Genomic DNA, 18,350 nt, shown 5'->3' with positions numbered 1-18,350 from the left:
GCGATCGCCGTGACGCGCCTCCGTCCGATCCTGGTGCTCGCGGCGCCGACCGCGCTCGGCTCCATCCTCCAGGCCGGCGCGCAGCTCGTCGAAATGTGGCTGGCGGCGCGGCAGGGCACGCCGGCGCTGGCGGGCTGGGCCGTCGTGCTGCCCTTCGCGCTGCTGATGCAGATGATGTCGGGCGGCGCCATGGGCGGCGGCGTCGTCTCCGCCATCGCGCGCTCGCTCGGCAGCGGGCGGCCGGACCAGGCGGCGGCGCTGGTGCTGCATGCCGTGCTGATCGCGGTGCTGGCGGGCCTCGCCTTCGCCATCCCGCTCGCGGTCTTTCCCCACGCCGTGCTGGGCCTGGTCGGCGGCCCCGCGGCGGCGGAGGCCGCTTCCGCCTATTCCATGTGGCTCTTCGGGCTCGGCGCCGTGCCTTCCTGGCTCGCCAATACCCTCGCCTCCGTGCTGCGCGGCGGGGGGCGGCACGCGCTGGCGGCGCGGGTGCTGGTCATCGCCTGGGCCGCCTATCCGCCGATCGGCTGGCTGCTGGCGGAGCCCTTCGGCATGGGCCTCGCGGGCCTCGGCGCGGCCTTCGGCGGCGTCTTCCTGCTGGCCTCGCTGGCGATGATGGTCGTGGTCTGGCGCGGCGGCGCGGGCTTCCGGCCGACGCTGCGCGTCCGCCCCTCCGGCGCCCTGTTCTGGCGCATCCTCTCGGTCGGGCTGGTGGCCTGCGTCATCGCCGCCATCGCCAACATGACGACCATCCTGGTGACGGCGCAGCTGGCGCCGCGCGGCCCCGCGGTGGTGGCGGGCTATGGCATCTCCGCGCGGCTCGAATTCCTGATGATCCCGCTGGTCTTCGCCGTGGGCTCGGCGCTGACGGCGCTGGTCGGCCGCGCCGTCGGCGCGGGGGATTGGGCGGAGGCGCGGCGCATCGCCTGGACGGGCGGCGCCATGGCCTTCGGCGTGGCCTTCTCCATCGGCCTGGTGGTGGCGATCTTCCCCGCCTTCTTCGCGCGGCTGTTCAGCGGGGATGCGGCGGTGGTGGCGGTGGCGACGCAGGCGCTCGGCATCATCGGGCCGGCCTATGGCGGCTTCGGGCTCGGCATGGCGCTCTACTTCGCCTCCCAGGGCGCGGGGCGGATGCGCTGGCCGCTGGCGGCGGCGCTGTCCCGCTTCGGCCTGGCGGTCGGCGGCGGCTGGGTGCTGGCGCATCCGCTGGGCCTTGGCCTGACCGGGCACTTCATCGGCGTGGCGCTGGGCATCACCGCCTATGGCGCCGTCATCGCGGCCTCCATCCGCCCCGGCCACTGGCGCTGAGCCGCCCCGCCCGGCATCCTGCCGCCTGAAGGGGAGGACCGCATGGACCAGGACATCGCCGCATGAGCCGGCCCGTCGCGCTCGTCACCGGCGCGCGCCGCGGCATCGGCCGCGCCGCCTGCATCGCCCTGGCCCGCAAGGGCTACGACATCCTGGGCTGCGATGTGGGGGAGGACGGCTTCGCCGAGACCGCCGCCGCCGTGGAAGCCGCAGGCGCCCGCTTCGACTGGACGCTCTGCGATGTCGCGGACCTCGATGCCGTCGGCGCCATGGTCGCCTGGGCCTGGGCGCAATGGGGCGGGGTGGAGGCGCTGGTGAACAATGCCGGCGTCGGCGCCATGCAGCGCGGCGACATCCTGGAGGTCTCGCCCGCAAGCTGGGACCGCTGCATGGACATCAACGCCCGCGCGCCCTTCTTCGTGACGCAGGCCGTGGCGCGCCGGATGGTGGCGGAAGGCGCGCCGGAACGCGGGCCGCGCGCCGTCGTCTTCGTCTCCTCCGCCAATGCGCTGATGGCGAGCCCGGACCGCACCGAATACACGGCCAGCAAGACGGCGGTCAGCATGGTGGCGCGCTGCTACGCCTTCCGCCTGGCGGAGGAGGGCATTCCCGTCTTCGACATCCGCCCCGGCGTGATCCGCACGGACATGACGGCGCCGGTGGAGGCGCGGTACGAGAAGCGCATCGCGGAAGGCCTTTCCCCCATCCGCCGCTGGGGCCAGCCGGAGGATGTCGGCAACGCCATCGCCGGCCTGGTCAGCGGCGCCATCCCCTTCAGCACCGGCGACGCCTTCCACATCGATGGCGGCCTGCACATGCACAAGCTTTGAGGCCAGCGGGCGGAGCCGATGGCTGGCGGCCGGCGCAGCTGGCCGAGCGCCCGAACGGGCGCCGCCGCCTGTGTGTCACGCCTCAGGCGTGCCTTCGGCACGACGAAGCCAAGCGGCCGGAGGCCGCGCGTCACGCCGCAGGCGTGCCTTCGGCACGACGCGTTTGAGGGCAGTAGAAAATGAAGATCGATCCCTCCCTGCTGCGCTTCGAGGACGCCACCATCGGCCTGGCGTTCGAGACCGGCGGCATCGTGGTGACCGAGGCGCATATCGTCGCCTTCGCCGGCCTCACCGGCGATTTCTTCGACATCCACATGGATGACGACTATGCCCGCGCGCTCGGCTATCCCGGCCGCGTCGCGCATGGGCTGCTGGGGCTGGCACTCTGCGACGGCCTGAAGAACCGCGCGGGCATCAAGTTCGCCGCCATCGTCTCGCTGAACTGGCGATGGAGCTTCGCGGGTCCGATCCTGGTCGGCGACCGCATCGCCGCCCGCATCACCGTGCTGTCGAAGCGCATCACGAGAAATCCCGCGCGCGGCATCGTCACGCTGGGCTTCGACCTGCTGAACCAGAAGGGAGAGGTGGTGCAGCGGGGCGAGAACGACCTGATGGTCCACACCCGCGCCGCACCCTGAGGCGACGCGCTACCGCGCCGCCTTCCGGATGTTCCAGGCGATGATGATCCCCGGCATGGCCAGCACGTCGCTGACGCGCGGGCTGACGGCGGAGGGCAGGTACCACTGCCCGAAGGGCACATAGGGCACCAGCCGGTAGGCGCTGGCATGCAGCTCGTCCAGGATGCGCTTCCGCTCCTCCGCCGTCGCGGCATAGGGGAAGGCATCGATCAGCGCCTGGTGCGCCGCATCGCAGGGCCAGCCCGGCCAGGCCGCGTCGCAGCTTGCCGCCATCGGCACATTGCCCACGGGGTCGCTGGCGCCGAGCCCGTTCCAGAAGGTCAGTCCGATATGCCAGCCGCCCTCGGCCGGCGGCCGACGGTTCGCCCGCCGCCCGGCCATGGAGGCGAAGTCCGTCGCCTGCACATCGGTGCGGAAGCCGACCGCCTGCATCTGCTGCGCCAGCACCAAGGTCGCCGCATGCATGAAGGGGTTGTCGGTCGGGTCCATGATGACGATGGGGGAGCCGTCATAGCCGCTCTCCCGCAGCAGCGCCCGCGCCCGCTCGCGCGCCGCCGGCGAACCGAGCCCCGCCGGCACGCCCGCATTCGTCTCCTGCGGCGACCCGCAGACGAAGAAGGCGTGGCACACCTGGTACAGCGAGGGGTCCGGGAACATGGCCTGGAGGAATTCCTCCTGGTTCACCAGCTGCATCAGCGCCTGCCGCGCGCGCGGATCGTTGAAGGGCGGGTGGATGTGGTTCATGCGGATCATGCCCGGCGCGCCGAGCGTGTTGGTCCGGATGATCCGCATCCCCCGCCGCTGCAGCAGCGGCAGGAAATCCACGCCGGGGCTCTCGATGTAGTCCAGCTCCCCCTGGATCAGCGCCAGCGCGGAGGTCTGCGCATTGGCGATGTTCAGCCATTCCACGCGATCGACATGCGCGACCTTGCCGCCCGCCGTGCCCGAAGCGGCCTCCCGACGCGGGACGTAGTTCGGGTTGCGGCGATAGACGACGGTGCTGCCCGGCACCCATTCCTCGCGCACGAAGATGAAGGGCCCGCTGCCGATGGTGTCGCGGATGGCGGTGAAGGGATCGGCCGCCGCGATGCGCGCCGGCATGATCGCCGGCATGTTGCCCGCGGGCTTCGACAGCGCATCCAGCATCAGCGCGTAGGGGCGGCGCAGCTGCCACACCACGGTCTTGCCATCGGGCTCCGCCGCCAGGCTCGCGGTGATGGCGATGATCTGCCGGCCATGCGGATCCCGCGCGCCCCAGCGGCGCAGCGAGGCCACGACATCCTCCGCCGTCACCGGCGCGCCGTCATGGAAGGCGAGGCCATCGCGCAGCGTGAAGCGCCAGGTCAGCGCATCGGCGGAGACGCTCCAGGCCCCCACCATCTGCGGCTGCGGCCGCTGCTCCGCATCCCGCCCGAAAAGCTGGTCGTAGATCATCTGGGCGTGGGAGGAGACGACACCCGCCGTGGTGTTGATGGGATCGAGCGTCTGCAGGTCCGCATTCGGCACCATCCGCAGCACGCGGTCCGGCGGCAGCGTCTGCGCCGTCGCCGCGCCCGCCATCAGCGCGAAGGTCGCCGCCAGCCAGGTCTTCTTCATGCGTGCTCTCTCCCGGTCGTCATTCGAGGCGCGCGCCTTCCGGCACGCGCATGCCGCGTTGCACCGCGGGCCTGTCGCCCATTCGCGCGAACCAGGCGGCAAGATACGGCGTCGCGGAAAGATCGCGCTCCGCCCAGCCATGCTTCGCCACCCAAGGGTAGGCCGCGATGTCCGCGATGCTGCAATCGCTGCCCGCGAGATACGGCACGGAGGCCAGCCGCCCCTCCAGCAGCCGGTAGACGCGATCCACCAGCGCCACCGTATGCGCCCGCGCCACGTCCGGCTTCTCCGGCGCCAACGCCGTCCAGTGATGCGCCTGCCCCGTGAAGGGGCCGAGCGAGGTCAGCGCCACCATCAGCCAGGACAGCGTGGTGGTGCGATCCTCCCCCCACAGCACGCCGTGCCTCTCCGCGAGGTGCAGGAGGATCGCGCCGCTCTCGAAGAGGACGCGGCCATCCTCCACCAGGATCGGGATCTTGCCATAGGGGTTCAGCGCCAGGATGTCGGGCGCGAATTGCTGGCGGGCGCGGATGTTCACGCCGGTGACGGCGTAGGAAAGGCCGCATTCCTCCAGCATGATGGAGACGCGCTGCGAGTTGGGCGTCGCCCATCCGTAGAAATGCAGCATCCGGGCCCCGCGGCGGTTTCCCGGGACCCTGCCACCGCGATGGTGGCCCGCGCAAGCCGCGCGGGTTCAGCCGATGGCGGCGCGCGCCGCGGCGATCCAGCTTTCCGGCCGCAGCAGCCGGCTGACTTCGCCGAGTTGCTGCGCCAGCCGCGCGGGGTCCGCCGCCGCCAGGTCCTCGCAGCTGTGATAGCCGATCTGCGCCAGCCGGTGCCGCATGCCCGGGCCGAGTTCGCGGATCGCGGAGAGGTCGGTTGCCGCGCGCGGGGCCTCGACCGGCGCCGCGGGCTCGGCGACCAGGTCGATGGCGGCCGGGGTTTCCATCGTCAGGTCGATCGCGGCGGCGATCTCCGGCGTGGCGGGCGCCGGGGTGGCAGGCTCATCCACAACCGGCTCTGCCACCACGGGCGCATCCACGACCGGCTCGGCCAAGACCGGCTCGGCCAGGACCGGCTCGGCCGCGATGGGCTCGTCCATGTCGGGCCCATCCGCGATCGGGCTCTCCGCCGCGGCATCCGGTGTCGGTTCCGCCACTGCCGGCGTCGCGTCGTCCTCGGCAGGCGCTTCCGGCAGCGCCAGGGCGCGTTCCGCCTCCATCAGGCTGGCGAAGACCGATCGCGGCGCTTCCGGCTCCACCGGCAACACTGGCGGCTCCGCCGGGGCGGGCGCCGCATCCTCCGGCGCCTTCGCGCCACCGGGCAGCACCCGGGCGGCGCGCAGCGCCTCCCGGTTCGCCCGGAGCGCGGCGCGCAGGTCGCCGCGCTGCGCCACGCGCGCGGCGCGGTAGGCTTCCAGCGCCGCGCGGCCGCCAAGGCCGCGCGCCTGCTGTTCCCGTTCCACCGTCATCGCGCGCGCGGTGCGCGTCAGGCCGCGGCCGCGGCCGGGTCGGTCGTCAGGCCCACCGCCTCGGCATACTTCAGGTAGGTCTCGACCGAGGCCACCACCGCGCGGATCTCGACGGCGATGAGCTCGATGCCGACCAGCGCGACGCGGATGAACGCGTCCACGACCACGCCCTTGTCCAGGATGCGGTCGATCACCTCGGCCAGGGAGGAGGAGGCGAGGCTCTTGTTGATGGTCATCGGGCGACTCCATGTTGGGTTATGCGCCGGCCCGACATCCGGGATGGCGCCTCGCCGCCCGCTCCGCGGTGGCGACGCCATCCATTCTCGGCACGCCAGATTGCGGAACGGTTCACGCCGGCGACGTCAAGGAAAAATGACGCGAACATCATGAATGTCCGGCCGCCCGGCTAAGCCCCGGTGCAGCGCGGTCAGGAAGGCGGACAGCACGGCGCGATAGCCCGACACCGCTTCCGCCACGCGCACCTTCAGCGTCGCCGCATGCACCATCAGCTCCGCCGGCGACAGGCCCGCATCCTCGATCGGGATGTCGCTCACCACGTCGCGCCGCGCGTCATGGCCCTCGAAGAAGCGCAGCGCCTCCTCCAGCTCGTTGAAGCTGGCGACGTGGAACTGGCCGGCGTTGCCATGCGTCTCCCCCATCACGCGGATATCGGCGACGAAGCCGCCTTCCTCCGTCTCGTAGAGGCTGAGCTCATGCCATTGCGCCGCGCCCGCGCGCTCCCCGCTATGGCGGCTCACCAGGCGGCCGGTGAAGGTCAGGGGCCGCGCGCCGCTGCGGCGCAGGGTGATGCTGCCCATGGCGGCCGGCCGCTCCGCGCGGGCCATGGGGCCGCGCGTGAAGGCCGGCGCCGCGTCGCGCAGGCTCACCGGCTCATCCACCCCATAGGCCTCGTAGACGCCGATCGGCTCATGCACGTTGATGACGTTCATCACGGTTCTCCTCGGGGGGCGGGGCGGCGGGATGCCGACGCGCCTGGGTCGTGGTCGGGGTGGGCCAGGGGCCCGAAGCTCGCGGCCAGCAGGTCGCGCCACACGGCGCGCAGGCGCGGCGCGATGCTCGCCGCCTCCGCCAGCGCGGCGCGGCTGGCCCCGGCGGCGGCGGCCTGCGGCACCAGCGCGGCGGGTGGCAGATCCGCCATCGGGTCATGGCCATGCAGGAAGCGCAGCAGCGTCGGCGCATCGCCCGCCGCCAGCGCGTAGCAGCGTTCCTCCGCCCCCGCCGCATCCCGCAGCCGGTGGCGGATGGCGCAGACGAAGCCGCCGGAGGCCGCTTCATGCAGCGTGACGCTGGATGCCACGGGCAGGTCGGGCGGCGCCGCTTCCAGCCGCGCCAGCAGCCGGCCCTGGAAGCCCAGCGGACGGCGGCCATGGCGCGGCAGCAGCACGAAGTCGAAGCCGGCGCCATCCCCCGCCGCCGCGCCGGCCGGCATCATGCCGGCGGGTCCACGTCCAGCGCGTAGAGCACGTCGCCCAGCAGGGCCCGCCATTCGCGCGTCACCACCTCCGCCCGCCCGCGCAGCGCGGCGGCGCGCAGCGCCACCTCCACCGCGGAAAGCCGGCGGTCGGCGGCATCGAAATCCACCATCAGGTCGGCCAGCGGGTCGAAGGCCTCCAGCCAGTCCAGCGCCTCCGCCAGGTCGGGGAACATCTCGGCCCGATGCACGTCGGCGGCCTCGGCAGCCGGGCGGCGCGTGCGCAGCGCCACCGCGACCTCCCGCGATCCCTCCAGCTGCCACAGCTCGACCTCGTGCCAGGCGATGCAGCCGGCCGCGCTCGAACGACCCTCGGCCAGCAGCCTGCCGCGCAGCCGCACCGGCTTCGCGCCGCTGACCCGCAGCGCCACGGACCGCACCGCGGGCGCGGGCTGCTGCAGGGCGGGCGGCCCCGCGGCCCCGGCCTCGCCGAGGATCGCCACTGACACCATCGCCAACCTCCTGTCGCCCCGCCTCGGGCGGGGCCTGGCGCGACGCTGTCGGCCCGCGTCGCGATACCCACCGGCCTACACCCGCCGCGGTGAAGCAGCGGTTAAGCCCCGCTTCACGCCGCGCGCGCCGCCGCCCCGCCAACCGCTTCCGCGTCCGGCGGCGGGCCCGCCGCGTCGCTGGCCAGCGCCAGCGCCGTCGCCACCGCCTCCAGCTGGCCGATGACGGTGCCGAGGCTGTCCAGCAGCGCCGGCGTCTCCGCCCCGAAGGCGGCGGGCAGGGCAGGGGGCGCGGGCCCGGCGCTCGCCTCCGCCAGGCGTTCCGCGGCGGCCAGCAGCGCCGAGGCCTCCCGCCCCACCGCGCCCAGATGGGCCAGCGCCTGGTGCAGCGCCGGCGGCGCCGCCTCCTCCGCCAGCGCCGCCATCAGCCGGCCGGCGGGGCCATCCAGCGGGGGCGTGGCCATGTCGCGCAGCGTGCCCATCTGGCGCGCCAGCTCCGCCACCACCGCCTGGCCCGGCCGGGCCGAATCCTCCAGCAGCCGCGCCGCGGCCTCCACCGCGCCGGCGCTTTCCTCCATGCGCTCCCGCGCCGTCCCGGCCGCCTCGGTCAGTTGCGTGGCGAGCGACACCAGCTCCCCGGTCGCGCGGGCGCTGGCGGCGGCCTCCTCCTCCACGCGCCGCGCCAGGCGCCCGGCCAGGTCCGTCGCCGCCGCCGTCACCGTGGCGCCGGCCGCCGCCGTGCTCTCCGCCAGCGCCTCCAGCCGCGCCGCCGGCCCCGCCAGGGTCGATTCCAGGGCGGGCCCGATCCGCGCCGGCAGCGCCGCCAGCCCGGCCTCCAGCTGCTCCGCCATCGCGGCGGACAGGGCCGTGGCCTGCGCCACCAGGCTGTCCTCCAGCCGCTGGTCCACCGCGTCGCCGACGCGCTCCGGCAGCCCTTCCAGGGCGACCAGCCCGGCGCCCAGCCGCTCCTCCAGCACCGCGCCCAGCCCGGCCGCCTGCGCGGCCTCCACACGGTCCCCGATGGCCGCCGGCAGCGTCGCCAGCCCCGCCTCCAGCCGGTCCGCCAGGGCGGAGGACACGGCCTCCGCCTGCGCCGCGCCGGCCGCCGCCAGCGCCGGCTCCAGCCGCGCCGCCACGGCGCCGGGCAGGGCCTCCAGCTGCCCCGGCAGCCCCGCCAGCGCGGCGGATACCGCCCCGGCCTGCGTCGCCGTGGCCGCCTCCAGCCGCTCCACCAGGGCGGAGGACATCGCCTCCGCCTGCGCCGCGCCGGCCGCGGCCAGCGCCGGCTCCAGCCGCGCCGCCACGGCGCCGGGCAGGGCATCCAGCTGCCCCGGCAGCCCCGCCAGCGCGGCGGACACGGCTTCGGCCTGCGTCGCCGTGGCGGCTTCCAGCCGCTCCACGATCACGGCGGAAACCGCATCGGCCACCGCCACCCCCTGCGCCGCGGTCGCCGTCGCCAGGCCGGTCTTCACCCGGTCCGCGATCGCGCCCGGCAGCGCGGCCAGCCCGGCGCCGACGCGCTCCGCCAGCCGCTCCGCCACCGCGGCCGAAACCTCCGCCCCATGGGCGGCCGATGCCGCCAGCAGCGCGGCCTCCACGCGGTCCCCCACCTGGGCGGGCAGGGCCACCATGCCCGCCTCCAGCCGCTCGGACGCCACGGCCAGCGCCACGCGGTTGTCCTCCAGCCGGGGCGCCAGCGCCTCCGCCACCCGCGCCGCCGCTTCCGCGGGCAGGGCGGCCAGCGCCTCCTCCAGCCAGGCGGCCCGCCCGGCCTCCTCCACCCGGCTGCCGGCCAGCGCCGCCTCCAGCCGCACCGCCAGGGGGGTGATCGCCCCCTCCACCCGCGCCGCGGCTTCCTCGCCCTGGCGCAGCACCTCCGCCGTCACCGTCTCCGTCGCCGCGGCGACGCGCGCTTCCAGCCGCAGCGCGGTCGCTTCCGCCCGCGCCTCCGCCCCCTCCGCGATGCGCGCCATCTCGGCCCGCGCGACGGCGGCCTCCCCGGCCAGGGGCGCGATCTCCGCCGCCAGGCCGCCCAGCGCCGCCCGGGCCGAGGCCGCCTGCTCCGCCATCGCCGCCGTCAGCGCCGCCACCCCGGCCCGCAGCGCATCGATGTCCTGCCCCGCGGCGCCGGCCGCCTCCAGCTTCGCCGCCAGCCCGTCCATCCGCGCCTGCAGCGGCTCCAGCCCCTCGGCCGACCGCTCGATCCGCGCAGCGGCGGTCAGCAGCCGCGCCTCCGCGCCCTTGGCGATCACCTCCATCGTCCGGGCGGAATCCTGCGCCTGCGCCAGGGCGCCACCCAGCGCCGTGCGCTCGCCCGTCTCCTCATCCTGCCGCGCATCCCGCGCCGCGCCACCGGCCAGCGCCGCCAGCGCCGCGGCCAGGGCCAGAGCCGCGGCCAGCAGCAGCCGCAGATCCACCGGCCCGGATCGTCCCTGTTCCCGCAGCGCCGCGACGGTGCCATCCAGCCGCTGCACCAGCGATGTCAGCACCAGGGCCGGCGGCGCTTCCTGCGCCCGCCGGTCCTCCGCCGCCGCCACCGCTTCCAGCCGGGCCCGCGCCACCCGCGCCGGCAGCGGCAGGTCCGGCCCCTGCAGCAGTGCGGCGACGCCGCGCAGATCCTCCACCAGCGCGCCGCGATCCCCCGCCGTCAGCGCCGCCACCAGCGCCGCGGGATCCGCCGCCGCCAGCGATGCCCCCGCCGGCATCACCGGCTGCGGCCGCAGCACGGCCCAGCCCAGCAGCGCCGCGCTGGCCAGCGCGGTCCCGCCCGCCAGCCAGCGCCCCAGCTCCATTCCACCCGGTACCTGCATCGGCCTCGCCCCCTCAGAGAAGCCGGCCCAGCGGGCCGAGATCGAGGTTCAATTCCTCCGGCCGCAGGCCGAGGCGCTCGCACAGCGTCTCCACCGCGCCGCGCAGCTGCATCAGGCCGAGCCCCAGCCGCTCCGCCTCCTCCGCCGTCACCGTGCCGGCTTCCAGCCGCCGCAGCGCCTGGCCTTCCATCAGCCGGCGGACCAGTTCCACCAGCGTCAGCACCAGCCGCGCCAGGTCCTGCTCGATGGTGGCGGGATCGAGGGCGATGCGCGCCAGCGGTGGTGCCTCCCGCACCGGTGCCTCCCGCATGGGGGCTTCCTGCACGGCGATCATCGCGGCGCCTCCGGCCGCGACGCCGTCAGGCACGCCGCCCGATCGACGGAAGCCAACAGCGCGCGCAGCCCGACATGCACCAGGTCCACGCCCGCCAGCGACAGCACGATCTGCCCATCCACCACCACGCCGGTATCGAGCAGCCGGTCGAGTACATCGACGAGCGCTTCCGGCGGGCCGACCAGCGGCTGCGCGCCGGGCGGCGGCAGCACCTCCCTCGGCCCGTCACGCATGGGACAGCGCCGCCCGCGCATAGGCATAGGGCGGCCAGGGCCCCACCAGCCGCAGCGCGATCCCGCTTTCCGCGAGGTCCCGCGCCGTCTCCGCCAGCTCCGCCATCAGCGCCGGCATGTCCGCCCGCCGCACCAGGGCGGTCAGCGGCTCCGGCATCACATGCGCATGCCGGCCGAGCCGCGCCGCGACATCCCGCGCCATCATCGCCGCCCGCGCGGCCCGCGCCTCCGCCATCCGCTTCTCCCGCGTGCGGGCCAGCAGGAAGGCCGTGCCCGCCGAGGCATCGCGCGCCCGCCGCGCCAGCTCGCGCAGGTTCTCGTCATGCGCATCCAGCCAGGCGGCATGGCGCGCCGGGTCCTCCTCCAGCTTCGCCGTGCATTCGGCGCAGCCCTCCACCTGCGTCAGCGCCGCCCGCAGCGCCTCCGCGCGCCCGGCCAGCCAGGCGGCCAGCGGTTCTTGGCCGGAGAACAGCGCCCCGAAGGCCAGCGGCAGCACCGGGCCGGGCAGCGCCGCCACCACGGCGTGATGCGCGGCGGCGCGTTCCGCCACCCAGGCGGGGTCATGGGCGCGGGTGCCGGGCCCGGCCTCGAAGGGCGCGCGCGCCACCGGGCTCACCAGCGCCGCGCAGCCGCCGGCCCGCACCAGGCCGAAGCCGGCGCCGGGCAGGATGGCGGCAACATCGCCGGGCAGCGCGGCATCCCCCGGCACCACGGCATAGGCGTAGAGCGCGTCCATCACGGCATCCCCATCGTCTGGGCTTCCGGCAGCAGCAGCCGGCAGGCATCCCGCCCGGCCAGCGCCGCGCGCCGCACCTCCCCCCCGCCCGCCAGGCTGTGCAGCAGGCGATAGGCCTCGGCGGCTTCCGCGAAGCGCCCGGGATCGGCATCCGGCCCCCGCTGGTCCGGATGCAGCCGGCCCGCCAGGCCGCGCCAGCGCCGCTGCAATTCCGCGGGCGCCACCGCTTCCGGCAGTTCCAGCAGGCTCCAGGCGCGGTCAATCGCATCGGCCGGCACCGCCGCGACGCGCGCCGCGGCGAAGGACAGCGGCGGCAGCGGCCCGCGCAGATCCGCCGCCACATCCCGCGTCAGGTCGCCCGGCATGGCCAGCAGCGCGGCCTCGATCGCGGCCTCGCCCCCCGCCACCACGCGCACCGTCAGGCCCACGGCCGTGTCCTCCGCCACCGGCGAAGCCTCCGCCACCGCCAGCACGCGCCCGGCCAGCGCCGCGCGCAGCGCCGCCAGCCGCGCCATCCGCGCTTCCGCCAGAAGGCCGGAGACGGTGGCCGCCATCGCCGCGCGGCCCAAGCCCCGCAGCCCGTCCCGCGCCGGCGCCAGCACGCTGTCCGGCGACCAGCGCAGGATCACGTCCCACTGATGCGTCCCGCCATGATCCGCCAGCGCCCGCGCGGCCGCTTCCGCCTGCGCCGCCAGCAGCGCCGGCCAGGTTTCCGCCGGCAGGGTGGCGGCGCCGGGATCGGCGGGCAGGAAGGGCCCTGCCATGCACCCGGCCTCCAGCCGCCGCTGCAGCGCCGCCAGCTTCCGCAGCAGCCCCGCGCGGTCCTTCGCCAGCAGCAGCGCCTGCGCGGGCGGCTCCGCCTCCTGCATCAGGGCCGCGACGGTGCCGGCGCGCAGCAGCGCCATGGGCGGCCCCGGCAGCGCTTCCATCCGCGCCAGCAGCGCACCCGCATCCCCGCCCGGCGCGATGCCGAGCATCCGCAACTCCGCCGTCATGGCGCTTCCTCCCGTGTCATGGCCAGGGCCGAGGCGAAATGCGCGGCCCGGACCGTGGCCCCCATCGGGTCCGCCGCCTCCTCCATCGCCGCCAGCGCGGCCCGGCGGCAGAGCCCGGCGAGGTCCGCGCCCACCATCCCGTCGCTGGCCTGGGCCAGCGCATCCAGGTCCACATCGGCGCCGAGCGGCATCCGCCCGGCATGCAGGCCGAGGATGGCGCGCCGCGCCGCAAGCCCCGGCGCTTCCATCCGCACCACCAGGTCGAAGCGGCCGGGCCGCAGCAGCGCGGGGTCCATCGCCTCGGCGCGGTTCGTCGCCCCCAGCACCACGATCCCCGGCGGATCCGATATCCCGTCGAGTTCCGCCAGCAGCGTCGCGACCATGCGCTCCACCGTCGCGCCATCGCCGCCGCCGCGCCGCCCCGCGATGCAGTCGATCTCGTCGAAGAACACCAGGCAGGGCCGCGATTGCCGCGCGCGGTCGAACACCCGCCGCAGCGCCGCTTCCGACGTGCCCTGCCACGGCGAGAGCAATTCGGCCCCCCGCACCGCGATGAAGGCGATCCCCGCCTCCGCCGCCAATGCCCTGGCCAGCAGCGTCTTGCCCGTGCCCGGCGCGCCATGCAGCAGCACGCCGCGCGGCGGCCGCAGCCCCATGCGGGCGAAGGCGCCGGGATGGCGCAGCGGCCACAGCACCGCGCGTTCCAGCGTGCCGCGCAGCGCCTCCATCCCCGCCACGTCGTCCCAGCCGCCGCGCGGCATCTCCAGGTGGGATTCGCGCAGCGCGCTCGGCACGATGCCCGCCAGCGCCGCCGCGAAATCCGCCTGCGTCACCGCGAGCCCCGGCGCGATCTCCGCCGCCTCCAGCGCCCCCGCGCGGCGCAGCGCCGCGATCGCCGCTTCCCGGCACAGCGCCGCCAGATCCGCGCCCACATAGCCCGCCGTCAGCCCCGCCAGCACGCCGAGGTCCACATCCCCGCCAAGCGGCATGGCCCGCGTATGCACGCCGAGGATCTCCCGCCGCCCTTCCTCATCCGGCGGATCGACGCGGATCTCCCGGTCGAAGCGCCCGGGCCGGCGCAGCGCGGGGTCCAGGCTGTCCGCCAGGTTGGTCGCCGCCAGCACCACCACGTCGCCACGCCCGCCGAGGCCATCCATCAGCGTCAGCAGCTGCGCGACGACGCGCTTCTCCACCTGCTTCTCGCCGGACAGCCCGTCGCGCCGCGGCGCGATCGCATCCAGCTCATCGATGAAGATGATGGCGGGCGCTTCCTTCCGCGCCCGCTCGAACACCGACCGCAGCGCGCCCTCGCTGGCGCCGTAGTAGCGGTCCATGATCTCCGGCCCGGCCACGGCGATGAAGGCGGCGCGGCTTTCCGTCGCGACCGCGCGCGCGATCAGCGTCTTGCCCGTGCCTGGCGGCCCCACCAGCAGCACGCCGCGCGGCGGCGCGATGCCGAGCCGCGCGAAGGCGTCGCGGTGGCGCAGCGGCAGCTCCACCACCTCCCGGATCCGCTCCACCACGCGGGACAGGCCGCCCAGGTCCTCATACCGCACGGCCCCCGCCGCTTCCGGCGCCGCCGCGCCTTCCAGCGCCACCACCGTCGCCGCATCCACCAGCGCCGGGCCCGCGGGCTGCACGGCCTGCACGCGCAGCTCCGCCTCCCGCCCGCCGGGCAGGGCGATGCGCAGGCTGTCGCCCGCAGCCAGGGGCATCCCCTCCAGCACCCGCCCCAGCGCGATCAGCCCGGGCCTGATCGCCGGGCCCGCCAGCGTGACGCGCGCGGCGCGCGGCACATCGCCCGCCGCGCGCACCGTCACGGCCTCGCCCAGCGCCGCGCCGGCATTGCCGCGCGTCACGCCATCCAGCGCGATCCGCGCCTCGCCCCGCGCCGCCACCGGCAGCGGCAGCGCCCGCGCATGCGCCACGCGCCGGCCCTCGATCGCCAGCACGTCGCCGGTCCGGCAGCCGAGTGCCGCCATCGCCGCCGGGTCGATCCGCGCGATGCCGCGATTGGCGTCATCGACCTGCGCGCCGATGACGTGGAGCGACAGCGCGCTCATCCCCGCGCGGCCCGGATGGCGGCAAGCTCCGCCAGCTGCTCGGCTTCCGCCGCCTCGAACTCCGCTTCCGTGATCTCGCCCGCTTCCAGCCGGCGTTCCAGCAGCAGCAGCGCCGCTTCCACGCGGCGCGGATCGTGCCATTGCTGGTCCACCGCCTGCGCCACCTGGTTCGCCACCCAGCCGACACCGGCGATGGGCGCGCTGATCGGCAGGGTCAGCAGGGTGCGGAGCAGGCCCATCGCCGCCTCATGCCGCCTGCGCCGGCGCGCCGAACCACTCGGCCCGCAGCGAGACGAAGTTGAAGGGCGGCACGGGCCCGACATAGCGGAACAGCAGCCGCGCCCCCTGGGCCGCCTCCAGCGCCGCCACCGCGGCATCGAAGCGCTGCTCCTCCTGCCGCCGCACCAGGAAGGCGCGGTTGGCGATCATGCCCTCATCCACCTCACGCAGCGCCACCATCTGCGCGGCCAGCGGCGCCAGCGCCGCATCCAGCGCCGCCGCTTCCCGCGCGCGCCGCTGCGCCAGCGCGGCTTCCACCCGCCGCCCCAGCTCGATCCGGTCCTGGTAGCTGTCCTGCATCGGCCGCGTCGCCAGCCGGTCCCGCATGGCGCGCAGCGCGGGCTCGGCCGCCAGGATCTCCTCGAAGATCACGCCCTCCCGCCAGGAGACGCGGAGCCCCAGCTCCACGCAGTCGCTGATCCCCGCCATGGCGTCGCGCAGCTTGATCGCATTCGCCGCCAGGCAGCGCGCCAGCGTCACCGCGCAGGGGGCCACGGTGCCGAAGCGCACCGGCAGCACATCCGCCGCCGCCGTCGCGCGTTCCAGCACCGCGGTATGCGTCAGCATGTGCCGGCGCGTCGGCGCCGGCCGCTCCGCCGGCGCCTGCGACACCAGCGCCACGAAGCCCGCCGCATCCATCGCCTCCACCGCCGCGCCGGCCACACCCTCGCCCAGCGGCGCGCCGCCCGGTGCCTGCATCCCGATGCCGTAGAGCCAGAGCCCGCCGCTCATCCGCCCGTCCCCGCGCGCGGGATGCGCACCTCCAGGATGCCGTTGCGCAGCGCGTGGCTCATGCCCTCCGCCCGCACGGCGCAGGGCAGCGGCACCAGCCGGTGGTAGCGCTGGCGCCCGCTGCCGGTGATGGCCAGCGCCTCCCCGCGCAGCTCCACCGCGATGCCCTCCGGCGCCACGCCCGGCAGCTCCGCCACGACAAGGATCGCCTCCGCTTCCTCGAACACATCGACCAGCGGCTCCCGCGCCGCCGGCGCCACGGTCTCCGGCGCGGCCTCCCGCCGTGCGCTGCCGCCGGAGATCGCGCCATCCAGCGTGCGGATCGAATAGCCGAAGCTCACCTTCGGCTCCCCCTCCGCGCCCTTCGCCTGCTCCGCCAGCTTGCCGAGCCCCTCCGCCAGGCCCTTCAGCCCCTCCATCATCCCCGTGATGGAGGCGACGGGATCGATCGCCGGCCGGTCGCCTCGCGCCTGCTCCGACATCGCCCGCGCGACGGAGATCGGCCTGCGCGGCCCGCGCGCGCCGCTCACGCCCCAACCCCCGCGAGCCGCTTCTCCAGCAGCGCCACGCGCTCGGCCAGCATCGCATTCTCCTGCGTCAGCTTCTGCGTCTGGCCGGTCAGCGCCGCATCCGCCTCCCACCAGCGGATGCCCATCTCCAGCGCGCGATCGACGGAGGCGACGACCAGCCGCACCCGGATGGTCAGCAGCTCCACGCCGACCAGGCTGACGGAGATGTCGCCCGCCACCACGATCCCCTTGTCGAGGATCCGCTCCAGGATGTCGGCGAGGGAGGAGCCCCCGATCGCGTGCTGCATGGGATCAGGCTTCCTCGCGCGCCTGGCCGCGCTGGAAGCGGCCGGTGCGCTTCCAGCGTAGGATGCGCCCGCCATTGTCCAGCGTGACCTCGAAGGCCGCGATCAGGTCATGCGTGCGCGGGATGGCGCGGTGTTCCAGCATGTCGATCGCGACCGCCCAGCCATCCTCGGCCGGGTCCAGCCGCGCGACGGTATCCGCCGGCAGGCCGGTGATCACCGTCATCTGCCGCTTCGCCGTCTCCACGATCTCGGTGAGTTCCATGGGGCTCGATCCTCAATAGGTCATCGGCACGCCGCGACGGCGCACCACGGGGGGCGGCTTTTCCGCCTGCGGGGAAGGGGCGGCGGGCAGGGCGGGGGAGGCATCCTCCGCCGGCACCAGCACGCCGATGCGCTCCGACAGCACGGCCATGCGCGACATCACCTGCGCCATGGTCGTGGCCGCCGCCTCATGCTGCCGCCGCAGCAGTTCCAGCTGGCGGGACAGCCGCGACCGCCGCTGCGCCAGCAGCGCGAATTCCGTCGCGGCGCCTTCCAGCGCCGTCTCCGTGCCCTGCCGCCGGGGCCGTGGCCGCGATGTCGAGAGGCTGCTGCGCGGGCGGGCCATCACACCGCCTGCCCGGCCAGGCGCGGCCCGCAGAAATGTTCCACCAGCCGCACCAGCATCTGCCGGTGCTTCGGATCCGGCATGCCCGCGACCGATGGCTTCACCCGGCTGCCCAGCACATCCAGCACGATCTCGACGAAGCGTTCCTCCTCCGCCGAGACCTCGATCCCCTGCGCCTTGGTCAGCCGCGCGATCATGACGGAAGCGCGCAGCGTCGGCCGCCGCGTCCATTCGCGGGAGACGCGGAAATCCCGCACCAGGTCCACGATCCGCCCGGCCTGGTCGCTGTCGAGCCCCGACCGCGCCACCGCGATCGCCACTTCCGTGTCGCGGTCGAAGCCATCCAGGTCGATGGTCACCATCCGGTCCAGCAGCGCGTCCTGCGCCTCCTCCGTCCCCGCATGGTCCTCGGGGTTGGAGGTGAAGATGGCGCGGAAATTCGGATGCACGCGGATCGCCGTGTCGCTGCCCCGCGCCTTGGGCAGCGCCAGCACCCGTTCCTCCAGCACCGTCAGCAGCACGTTGTTGGCGGCCGGCGGGGCGCGGTTGAATTCGTCATAGACCAGCGTGCAGCCTTCGGTGCAGGCGACCGTCAGCGCGCGGTCCAGCCAGACCGGCACCGTCTCCGTCTCCACCTTCATCACGCTGGTGATGTAGCGGTCCACCACGCGCCGCGTGCGGCTGCCGGATTCACGCCCGACCAGCGCCGCCGTGTCGAAGCTGGCATCGCCCACCAGCAGCAGCACCGGCCGGCCGAGCCGGTCCGCGAGGTCGAGCGCCGTCTTGGTCTTGCCGCTGCCCGCCGGGCCCCGGAAATGCACGGGAAACCCGGCATCGAGATAGGCCAGCGCCCGCGCCGCCAGCCGTTCCGTCGCCGGCGTGCGCACATGGTCGGGCCCTGGCTGCAGCTGCAGCAGGCCTTCCGGTTCCGCATTCGTCGCGGTCTGGGGACGCGCCATGCTC

At 75.2% G+C, this 18,350-nt stretch carries 23 protein-coding genes; 3 read left to right on the top strand and 20 right to left on the bottom strand.

What is annotated here, in order from left to right:
- Positions 1–9 precede the first annotated feature (9 nt).
- The 3 genes from JJI54_RS27305 to JJI54_RS27295 all read left to right on the top strand — a co-directional run bounded on the left by JJI54_RS27305 (position 10) and on the right by JJI54_RS27295 (position 2,773).
- Positions 10–1,305, top strand: coding sequence for an MATE family efflux transporter (locus JJI54_RS27305; RefSeq protein WP_318987594.1), 1,296 nt, complete (start codon positions 10–12; stop codon positions 1,303–1,305).
- A gap of 62 nt (positions 1,306–1,367) precedes the next feature.
- A complete protein-coding gene (locus JJI54_RS27300) occupies positions 1,368–2,135 on the top strand; it encodes a 3-ketoacyl-ACP reductase (RefSeq protein WP_203076575.1) in 768 nt (255 codons plus the stop codon).
- Between the two features lie 179 nt (positions 2,136–2,314).
- Complete coding sequence (locus JJI54_RS27295) at positions 2,315–2,773, top strand: MaoC family dehydratase (RefSeq protein ID WP_203076574.1); 459 nt, start codon at positions 2,315–2,317, stop codon at positions 2,771–2,773.
- 9 nt (positions 2,774–2,782) lie between these two features.
- On the opposite strand, the gene JJI54_RS27290 is transcribed toward JJI54_RS27295, so the two are convergent.
- The 20 genes from JJI54_RS27290 to gvpN form a co-directional block, all read right to left on the bottom strand.
- A complete protein-coding gene (locus tag JJI54_RS27290) occupies positions 2,783–4,369 on the bottom strand; it encodes an ABC transporter substrate-binding protein (RefSeq protein ID WP_203076573.1) in 1,587 nt (528 codons plus the stop codon).
- Positions 4,370–4,388: 19 nt separating this feature from the next.
- The gene (locus JJI54_RS27285; protein ID WP_203076572.1) at positions 4,389–4,997 is read right to left on the bottom strand and encodes a glutathione S-transferase family protein; all 609 of its coding nucleotides are present in this window, start codon (positions 4,995–4,997) and stop codon (positions 4,389–4,391) included.
- 66 nt (positions 4,998–5,063) lie between these two features.
- On the bottom strand, positions 5,064–5,840 hold the full coding sequence (locus tag JJI54_RS27280; RefSeq protein WP_203076571.1) for a hypothetical protein: 777 nt from the start codon (positions 5,838–5,840) through the stop codon (positions 5,064–5,066).
- 17 nt (positions 5,841–5,857) lie between these two features.
- Positions 5,858–6,076 (bottom strand): gas vesicle structural protein GvpA, encoded by a 219-nt coding sequence (gene gvpA, locus JJI54_RS27275; protein WP_164693470.1) that lies wholly within the window; start codon positions 6,074–6,076, stop codon positions 5,858–5,860.
- 126 nt (positions 6,077–6,202) lie between these two features.
- On the bottom strand, positions 6,203–6,790 hold the full coding sequence (locus JJI54_RS27270; RefSeq protein WP_203076570.1) for a hypothetical protein: 588 nt from the start codon (positions 6,788–6,790) through the stop codon (positions 6,203–6,205).
- The gene (locus JJI54_RS27265; protein WP_203076569.1) at positions 6,790–7,293 is read right to left on the bottom strand and encodes a hypothetical protein; all 504 of its coding nucleotides are present in this window, start codon (positions 7,291–7,293) and stop codon (positions 6,790–6,792) included. The genes JJI54_RS27270 and JJI54_RS27265 overlap by 1 nt, the downstream gene beginning before the upstream one ends.
- Positions 7,290–7,781 (bottom strand): hypothetical protein, encoded by a 492-nt coding sequence (locus JJI54_RS27260; RefSeq protein ID WP_203076568.1) that lies wholly within the window; start codon positions 7,779–7,781, stop codon positions 7,290–7,292. Before JJI54_RS27260 ends, JJI54_RS27265 begins: the two co-directional genes overlap by 4 nt.
- A 116-nt stretch (positions 7,782–7,897) precedes the next feature.
- Complete coding sequence (locus tag JJI54_RS27255) at positions 7,898–10,573, bottom strand: hypothetical protein (RefSeq protein ID WP_203076567.1); 2,676 nt, start codon at positions 10,571–10,573, stop codon at positions 7,898–7,900.
- A 31-nt stretch (positions 10,574–10,604) separates the two neighbouring features.
- Positions 10,605–10,925 carry a gas vesicle protein K gene (locus tag JJI54_RS27250; RefSeq protein WP_226382154.1) on the bottom strand — a complete coding sequence of 107 codons (321 nt, stop codon included), beginning with the start codon at positions 10,923–10,925 and terminating at the stop codon, positions 10,605–10,607.
- The gene (locus JJI54_RS27245; protein ID WP_203076566.1) at positions 10,922–11,158 is read right to left on the bottom strand and encodes a gas vesicle protein; all 237 of its coding nucleotides are present in this window, start codon (positions 11,156–11,158) and stop codon (positions 10,922–10,924) included. Before JJI54_RS27245 ends, JJI54_RS27250 begins: the two co-directional genes overlap by 4 nt.
- Complete coding sequence (locus JJI54_RS27240) at positions 11,151–11,894, bottom strand: GvpL/GvpF family gas vesicle protein (RefSeq protein WP_203076565.1); 744 nt, start codon at positions 11,892–11,894, stop codon at positions 11,151–11,153. Before JJI54_RS27240 ends, JJI54_RS27245 begins: the two co-directional genes overlap by 8 nt.
- Entirely contained in the window at positions 11,894–12,889 is a 996-nt protein-coding gene (locus JJI54_RS27235) for a J domain-containing protein (RefSeq protein ID WP_203076564.1), read from the bottom strand. The genes JJI54_RS27240 and JJI54_RS27235 overlap by 1 nt, the downstream gene beginning before the upstream one ends.
- Positions 12,886–14,952, bottom strand: a complete 2,067-nt coding sequence (locus JJI54_RS27230) for an AAA family ATPase (protein ID WP_203076563.1) — start codon at positions 14,950–14,952, stop codon at positions 12,886–12,888. The genes JJI54_RS27235 and JJI54_RS27230 overlap by 4 nt, the downstream gene beginning before the upstream one ends.
- The gene (locus JJI54_RS27225) at positions 14,949–15,191 is read right to left on the bottom strand and encodes a gas vesicle protein GvpG (protein WP_226382153.1); all 243 of its coding nucleotides are present in this window, start codon (positions 15,189–15,191) and stop codon (positions 14,949–14,951) included. The genes JJI54_RS27230 and JJI54_RS27225 overlap by 4 nt, the downstream gene beginning before the upstream one ends.
- Before the next feature lie 7 nt (positions 15,192–15,198).
- Complete coding sequence (locus JJI54_RS27220) at positions 15,199–15,963, bottom strand: GvpL/GvpF family gas vesicle protein (protein WP_203076562.1); 765 nt, start codon at positions 15,961–15,963, stop codon at positions 15,199–15,201.
- Positions 15,960–16,493: an Hsp20/alpha crystallin family protein gene (locus JJI54_RS27215; RefSeq protein ID WP_203076561.1), complete on the bottom strand. Its 534-nt coding sequence runs from the start codon at positions 16,491–16,493 to the stop codon at positions 15,960–15,962. The genes JJI54_RS27220 and JJI54_RS27215 overlap by 4 nt, the downstream gene beginning before the upstream one ends.
- The gene (gene gvpJ, locus JJI54_RS33195; RefSeq protein ID WP_164693481.1) at positions 16,490–16,780 is read right to left on the bottom strand and encodes a gas vesicle protein GvpJ; all 291 of its coding nucleotides are present in this window, start codon (positions 16,778–16,780) and stop codon (positions 16,490–16,492) included. Before gvpJ ends, JJI54_RS27215 begins: the two co-directional genes overlap by 4 nt.
- Before the next feature lie 4 nt (positions 16,781–16,784).
- Entirely contained in the window at positions 16,785–17,042 is a 258-nt protein-coding gene (gvpO, locus tag JJI54_RS27205; protein ID WP_092960907.1) for a gas vesicle protein GvpO, read from the bottom strand.
- Between the two features lie 12 nt (positions 17,043–17,054).
- Positions 17,055–17,387, bottom strand: a complete 333-nt coding sequence (locus JJI54_RS27200) for a hypothetical protein (RefSeq protein WP_203076560.1) — start codon at positions 17,385–17,387, stop codon at positions 17,055–17,057.
- Positions 17,387–18,346 carry a gas vesicle protein GvpN gene (gene gvpN / locus JJI54_RS27195; protein ID WP_203076559.1) on the bottom strand — a complete coding sequence of 320 codons (960 nt, stop codon included), beginning with the start codon at positions 18,344–18,346 and terminating at the stop codon, positions 17,387–17,389. The genes JJI54_RS27200 and gvpN overlap by 1 nt, the downstream gene beginning before the upstream one ends.
- Between the last annotated feature and the right edge of the window lie 4 nt (positions 18,347–18,350).

This window comes from Falsiroseomonas ponticola, from assembly GCF_016805305.1.
Lineage (GTDB): Bacteria > Pseudomonadota > Alphaproteobacteria > Acetobacterales > Acetobacteraceae > Falsiroseomonas > Falsiroseomonas ponticola.
This window is presented reverse-complemented; position numbering and strand designations above follow the sequence as displayed.

What these genes read in the sequence shown, in the direction of transcription:
- JJI54_RS27280 (WP_203076571.1), bottom strand. Translation starts at nt 5,840, where the DNA reads ATGACGGTGGAACGGGAACAGCAGGCGCGCGGCCTTGGCGGCCGCGCG.
- gvpO (WP_092960907.1), bottom strand. Translation starts at nt 17,042, where the DNA reads ATGGAACTCACCGAGATCGTGGAGACGGCGAAGCGGCAGATGACGGTG.
- JJI54_RS27230 (WP_203076563.1), bottom strand. Translation starts at nt 14,952, where the DNA reads ATGAGCGCGCTGTCGCTCCACGTCATCGGCGCGCAGGTCGATGACGCC.
- JJI54_RS27235 (WP_203076564.1), bottom strand. Translation starts at nt 12,889, where the DNA reads ATGACGGCGGAGTTGCGGATGCTCGGCATCGCGCCGGGCGGGGATGCG.
- gvpA (WP_164693470.1), bottom strand. Translation starts at nt 6,076, where the DNA reads ATGACCATCAACAAGAGCCTCGCCTCCTCCTCCCTGGCCGAGGTGATC.
- gvpN (WP_203076559.1), bottom strand. Translation starts at nt 18,346, where the DNA reads ATGGCGCGTCCCCAGACCGCGACGAATGCGGAACCGGAAGGCCTGCTG.
- JJI54_RS27285 (WP_203076572.1), bottom strand. Translation starts at nt 4,997, where the DNA reads ATGCTGCATTTCTACGGATGGGCGACGCCCAACTCGCAGCGCGTCTCC.
- JJI54_RS27295 (WP_203076574.1), top strand. Translation starts at nt 2,315, where the DNA reads ATGAAGATCGATCCCTCCCTGCTGCGCTTCGAGGACGCCACCATCGGC.
- JJI54_RS27240 (WP_203076565.1), bottom strand. Translation starts at nt 11,894, where the DNA reads ATGGACGCGCTCTACGCCTATGCCGTGGTGCCGGGGGATGCCGCGCTG.
- JJI54_RS27290 (WP_203076573.1), bottom strand. Translation starts at nt 4,369, where the DNA reads ATGAAGAAGACCTGGCTGGCGGCGACCTTCGCGCTGATGGCGGGCGCG.
- JJI54_RS27265 (WP_203076569.1), bottom strand. Translation starts at nt 7,293, where the DNA reads ATGATGCCGGCCGGCGCGGCGGCGGGGGATGGCGCCGGCTTCGACTTC.
- JJI54_RS27225 (WP_226382153.1), bottom strand. Translation starts at nt 15,191, where the DNA reads ATGGGCCTGCTCCGCACCCTGCTGACCCTGCCGATCAGCGCGCCCATC.
- JJI54_RS27245 (WP_203076566.1), bottom strand. Translation starts at nt 11,158, where the DNA reads ATGCGTGACGGGCCGAGGGAGGTGCTGCCGCCGCCCGGCGCGCAGCCG.
- gvpJ (WP_164693481.1), bottom strand. Translation starts at nt 16,780, where the DNA reads ATGCAGCACGCGATCGGGGGCTCCTCCCTCGCCGACATCCTGGAGCGG.
- JJI54_RS27270 (WP_203076570.1), bottom strand. Translation starts at nt 6,790, where the DNA reads ATGAACGTCATCAACGTGCATGAGCCGATCGGCGTCTACGAGGCCTAT.
- JJI54_RS27250 (WP_226382154.1), bottom strand. Translation starts at nt 10,925, where the DNA reads ATGATCGCCGTGCAGGAAGCCCCCATGCGGGAGGCACCGGTGCGGGAG.
- JJI54_RS27220 (WP_203076562.1), bottom strand. Translation starts at nt 15,963, where the DNA reads ATGAGCGGCGGGCTCTGGCTCTACGGCATCGGGATGCAGGCACCGGGC.
- JJI54_RS27255 (WP_203076567.1), bottom strand. Translation starts at nt 10,573, where the DNA reads ATGGAGCTGGGGCGCTGGCTGGCGGGCGGGACCGCGCTGGCCAGCGCG.
- JJI54_RS27200 (WP_203076560.1), bottom strand. Translation starts at nt 17,387, where the DNA reads ATGGCCCGCCCGCGCAGCAGCCTCTCGACATCGCGGCCACGGCCCCGG.
- JJI54_RS27300 (WP_203076575.1), top strand. Translation starts at nt 1,368, where the DNA reads ATGAGCCGGCCCGTCGCGCTCGTCACCGGCGCGCGCCGCGGCATCGGC.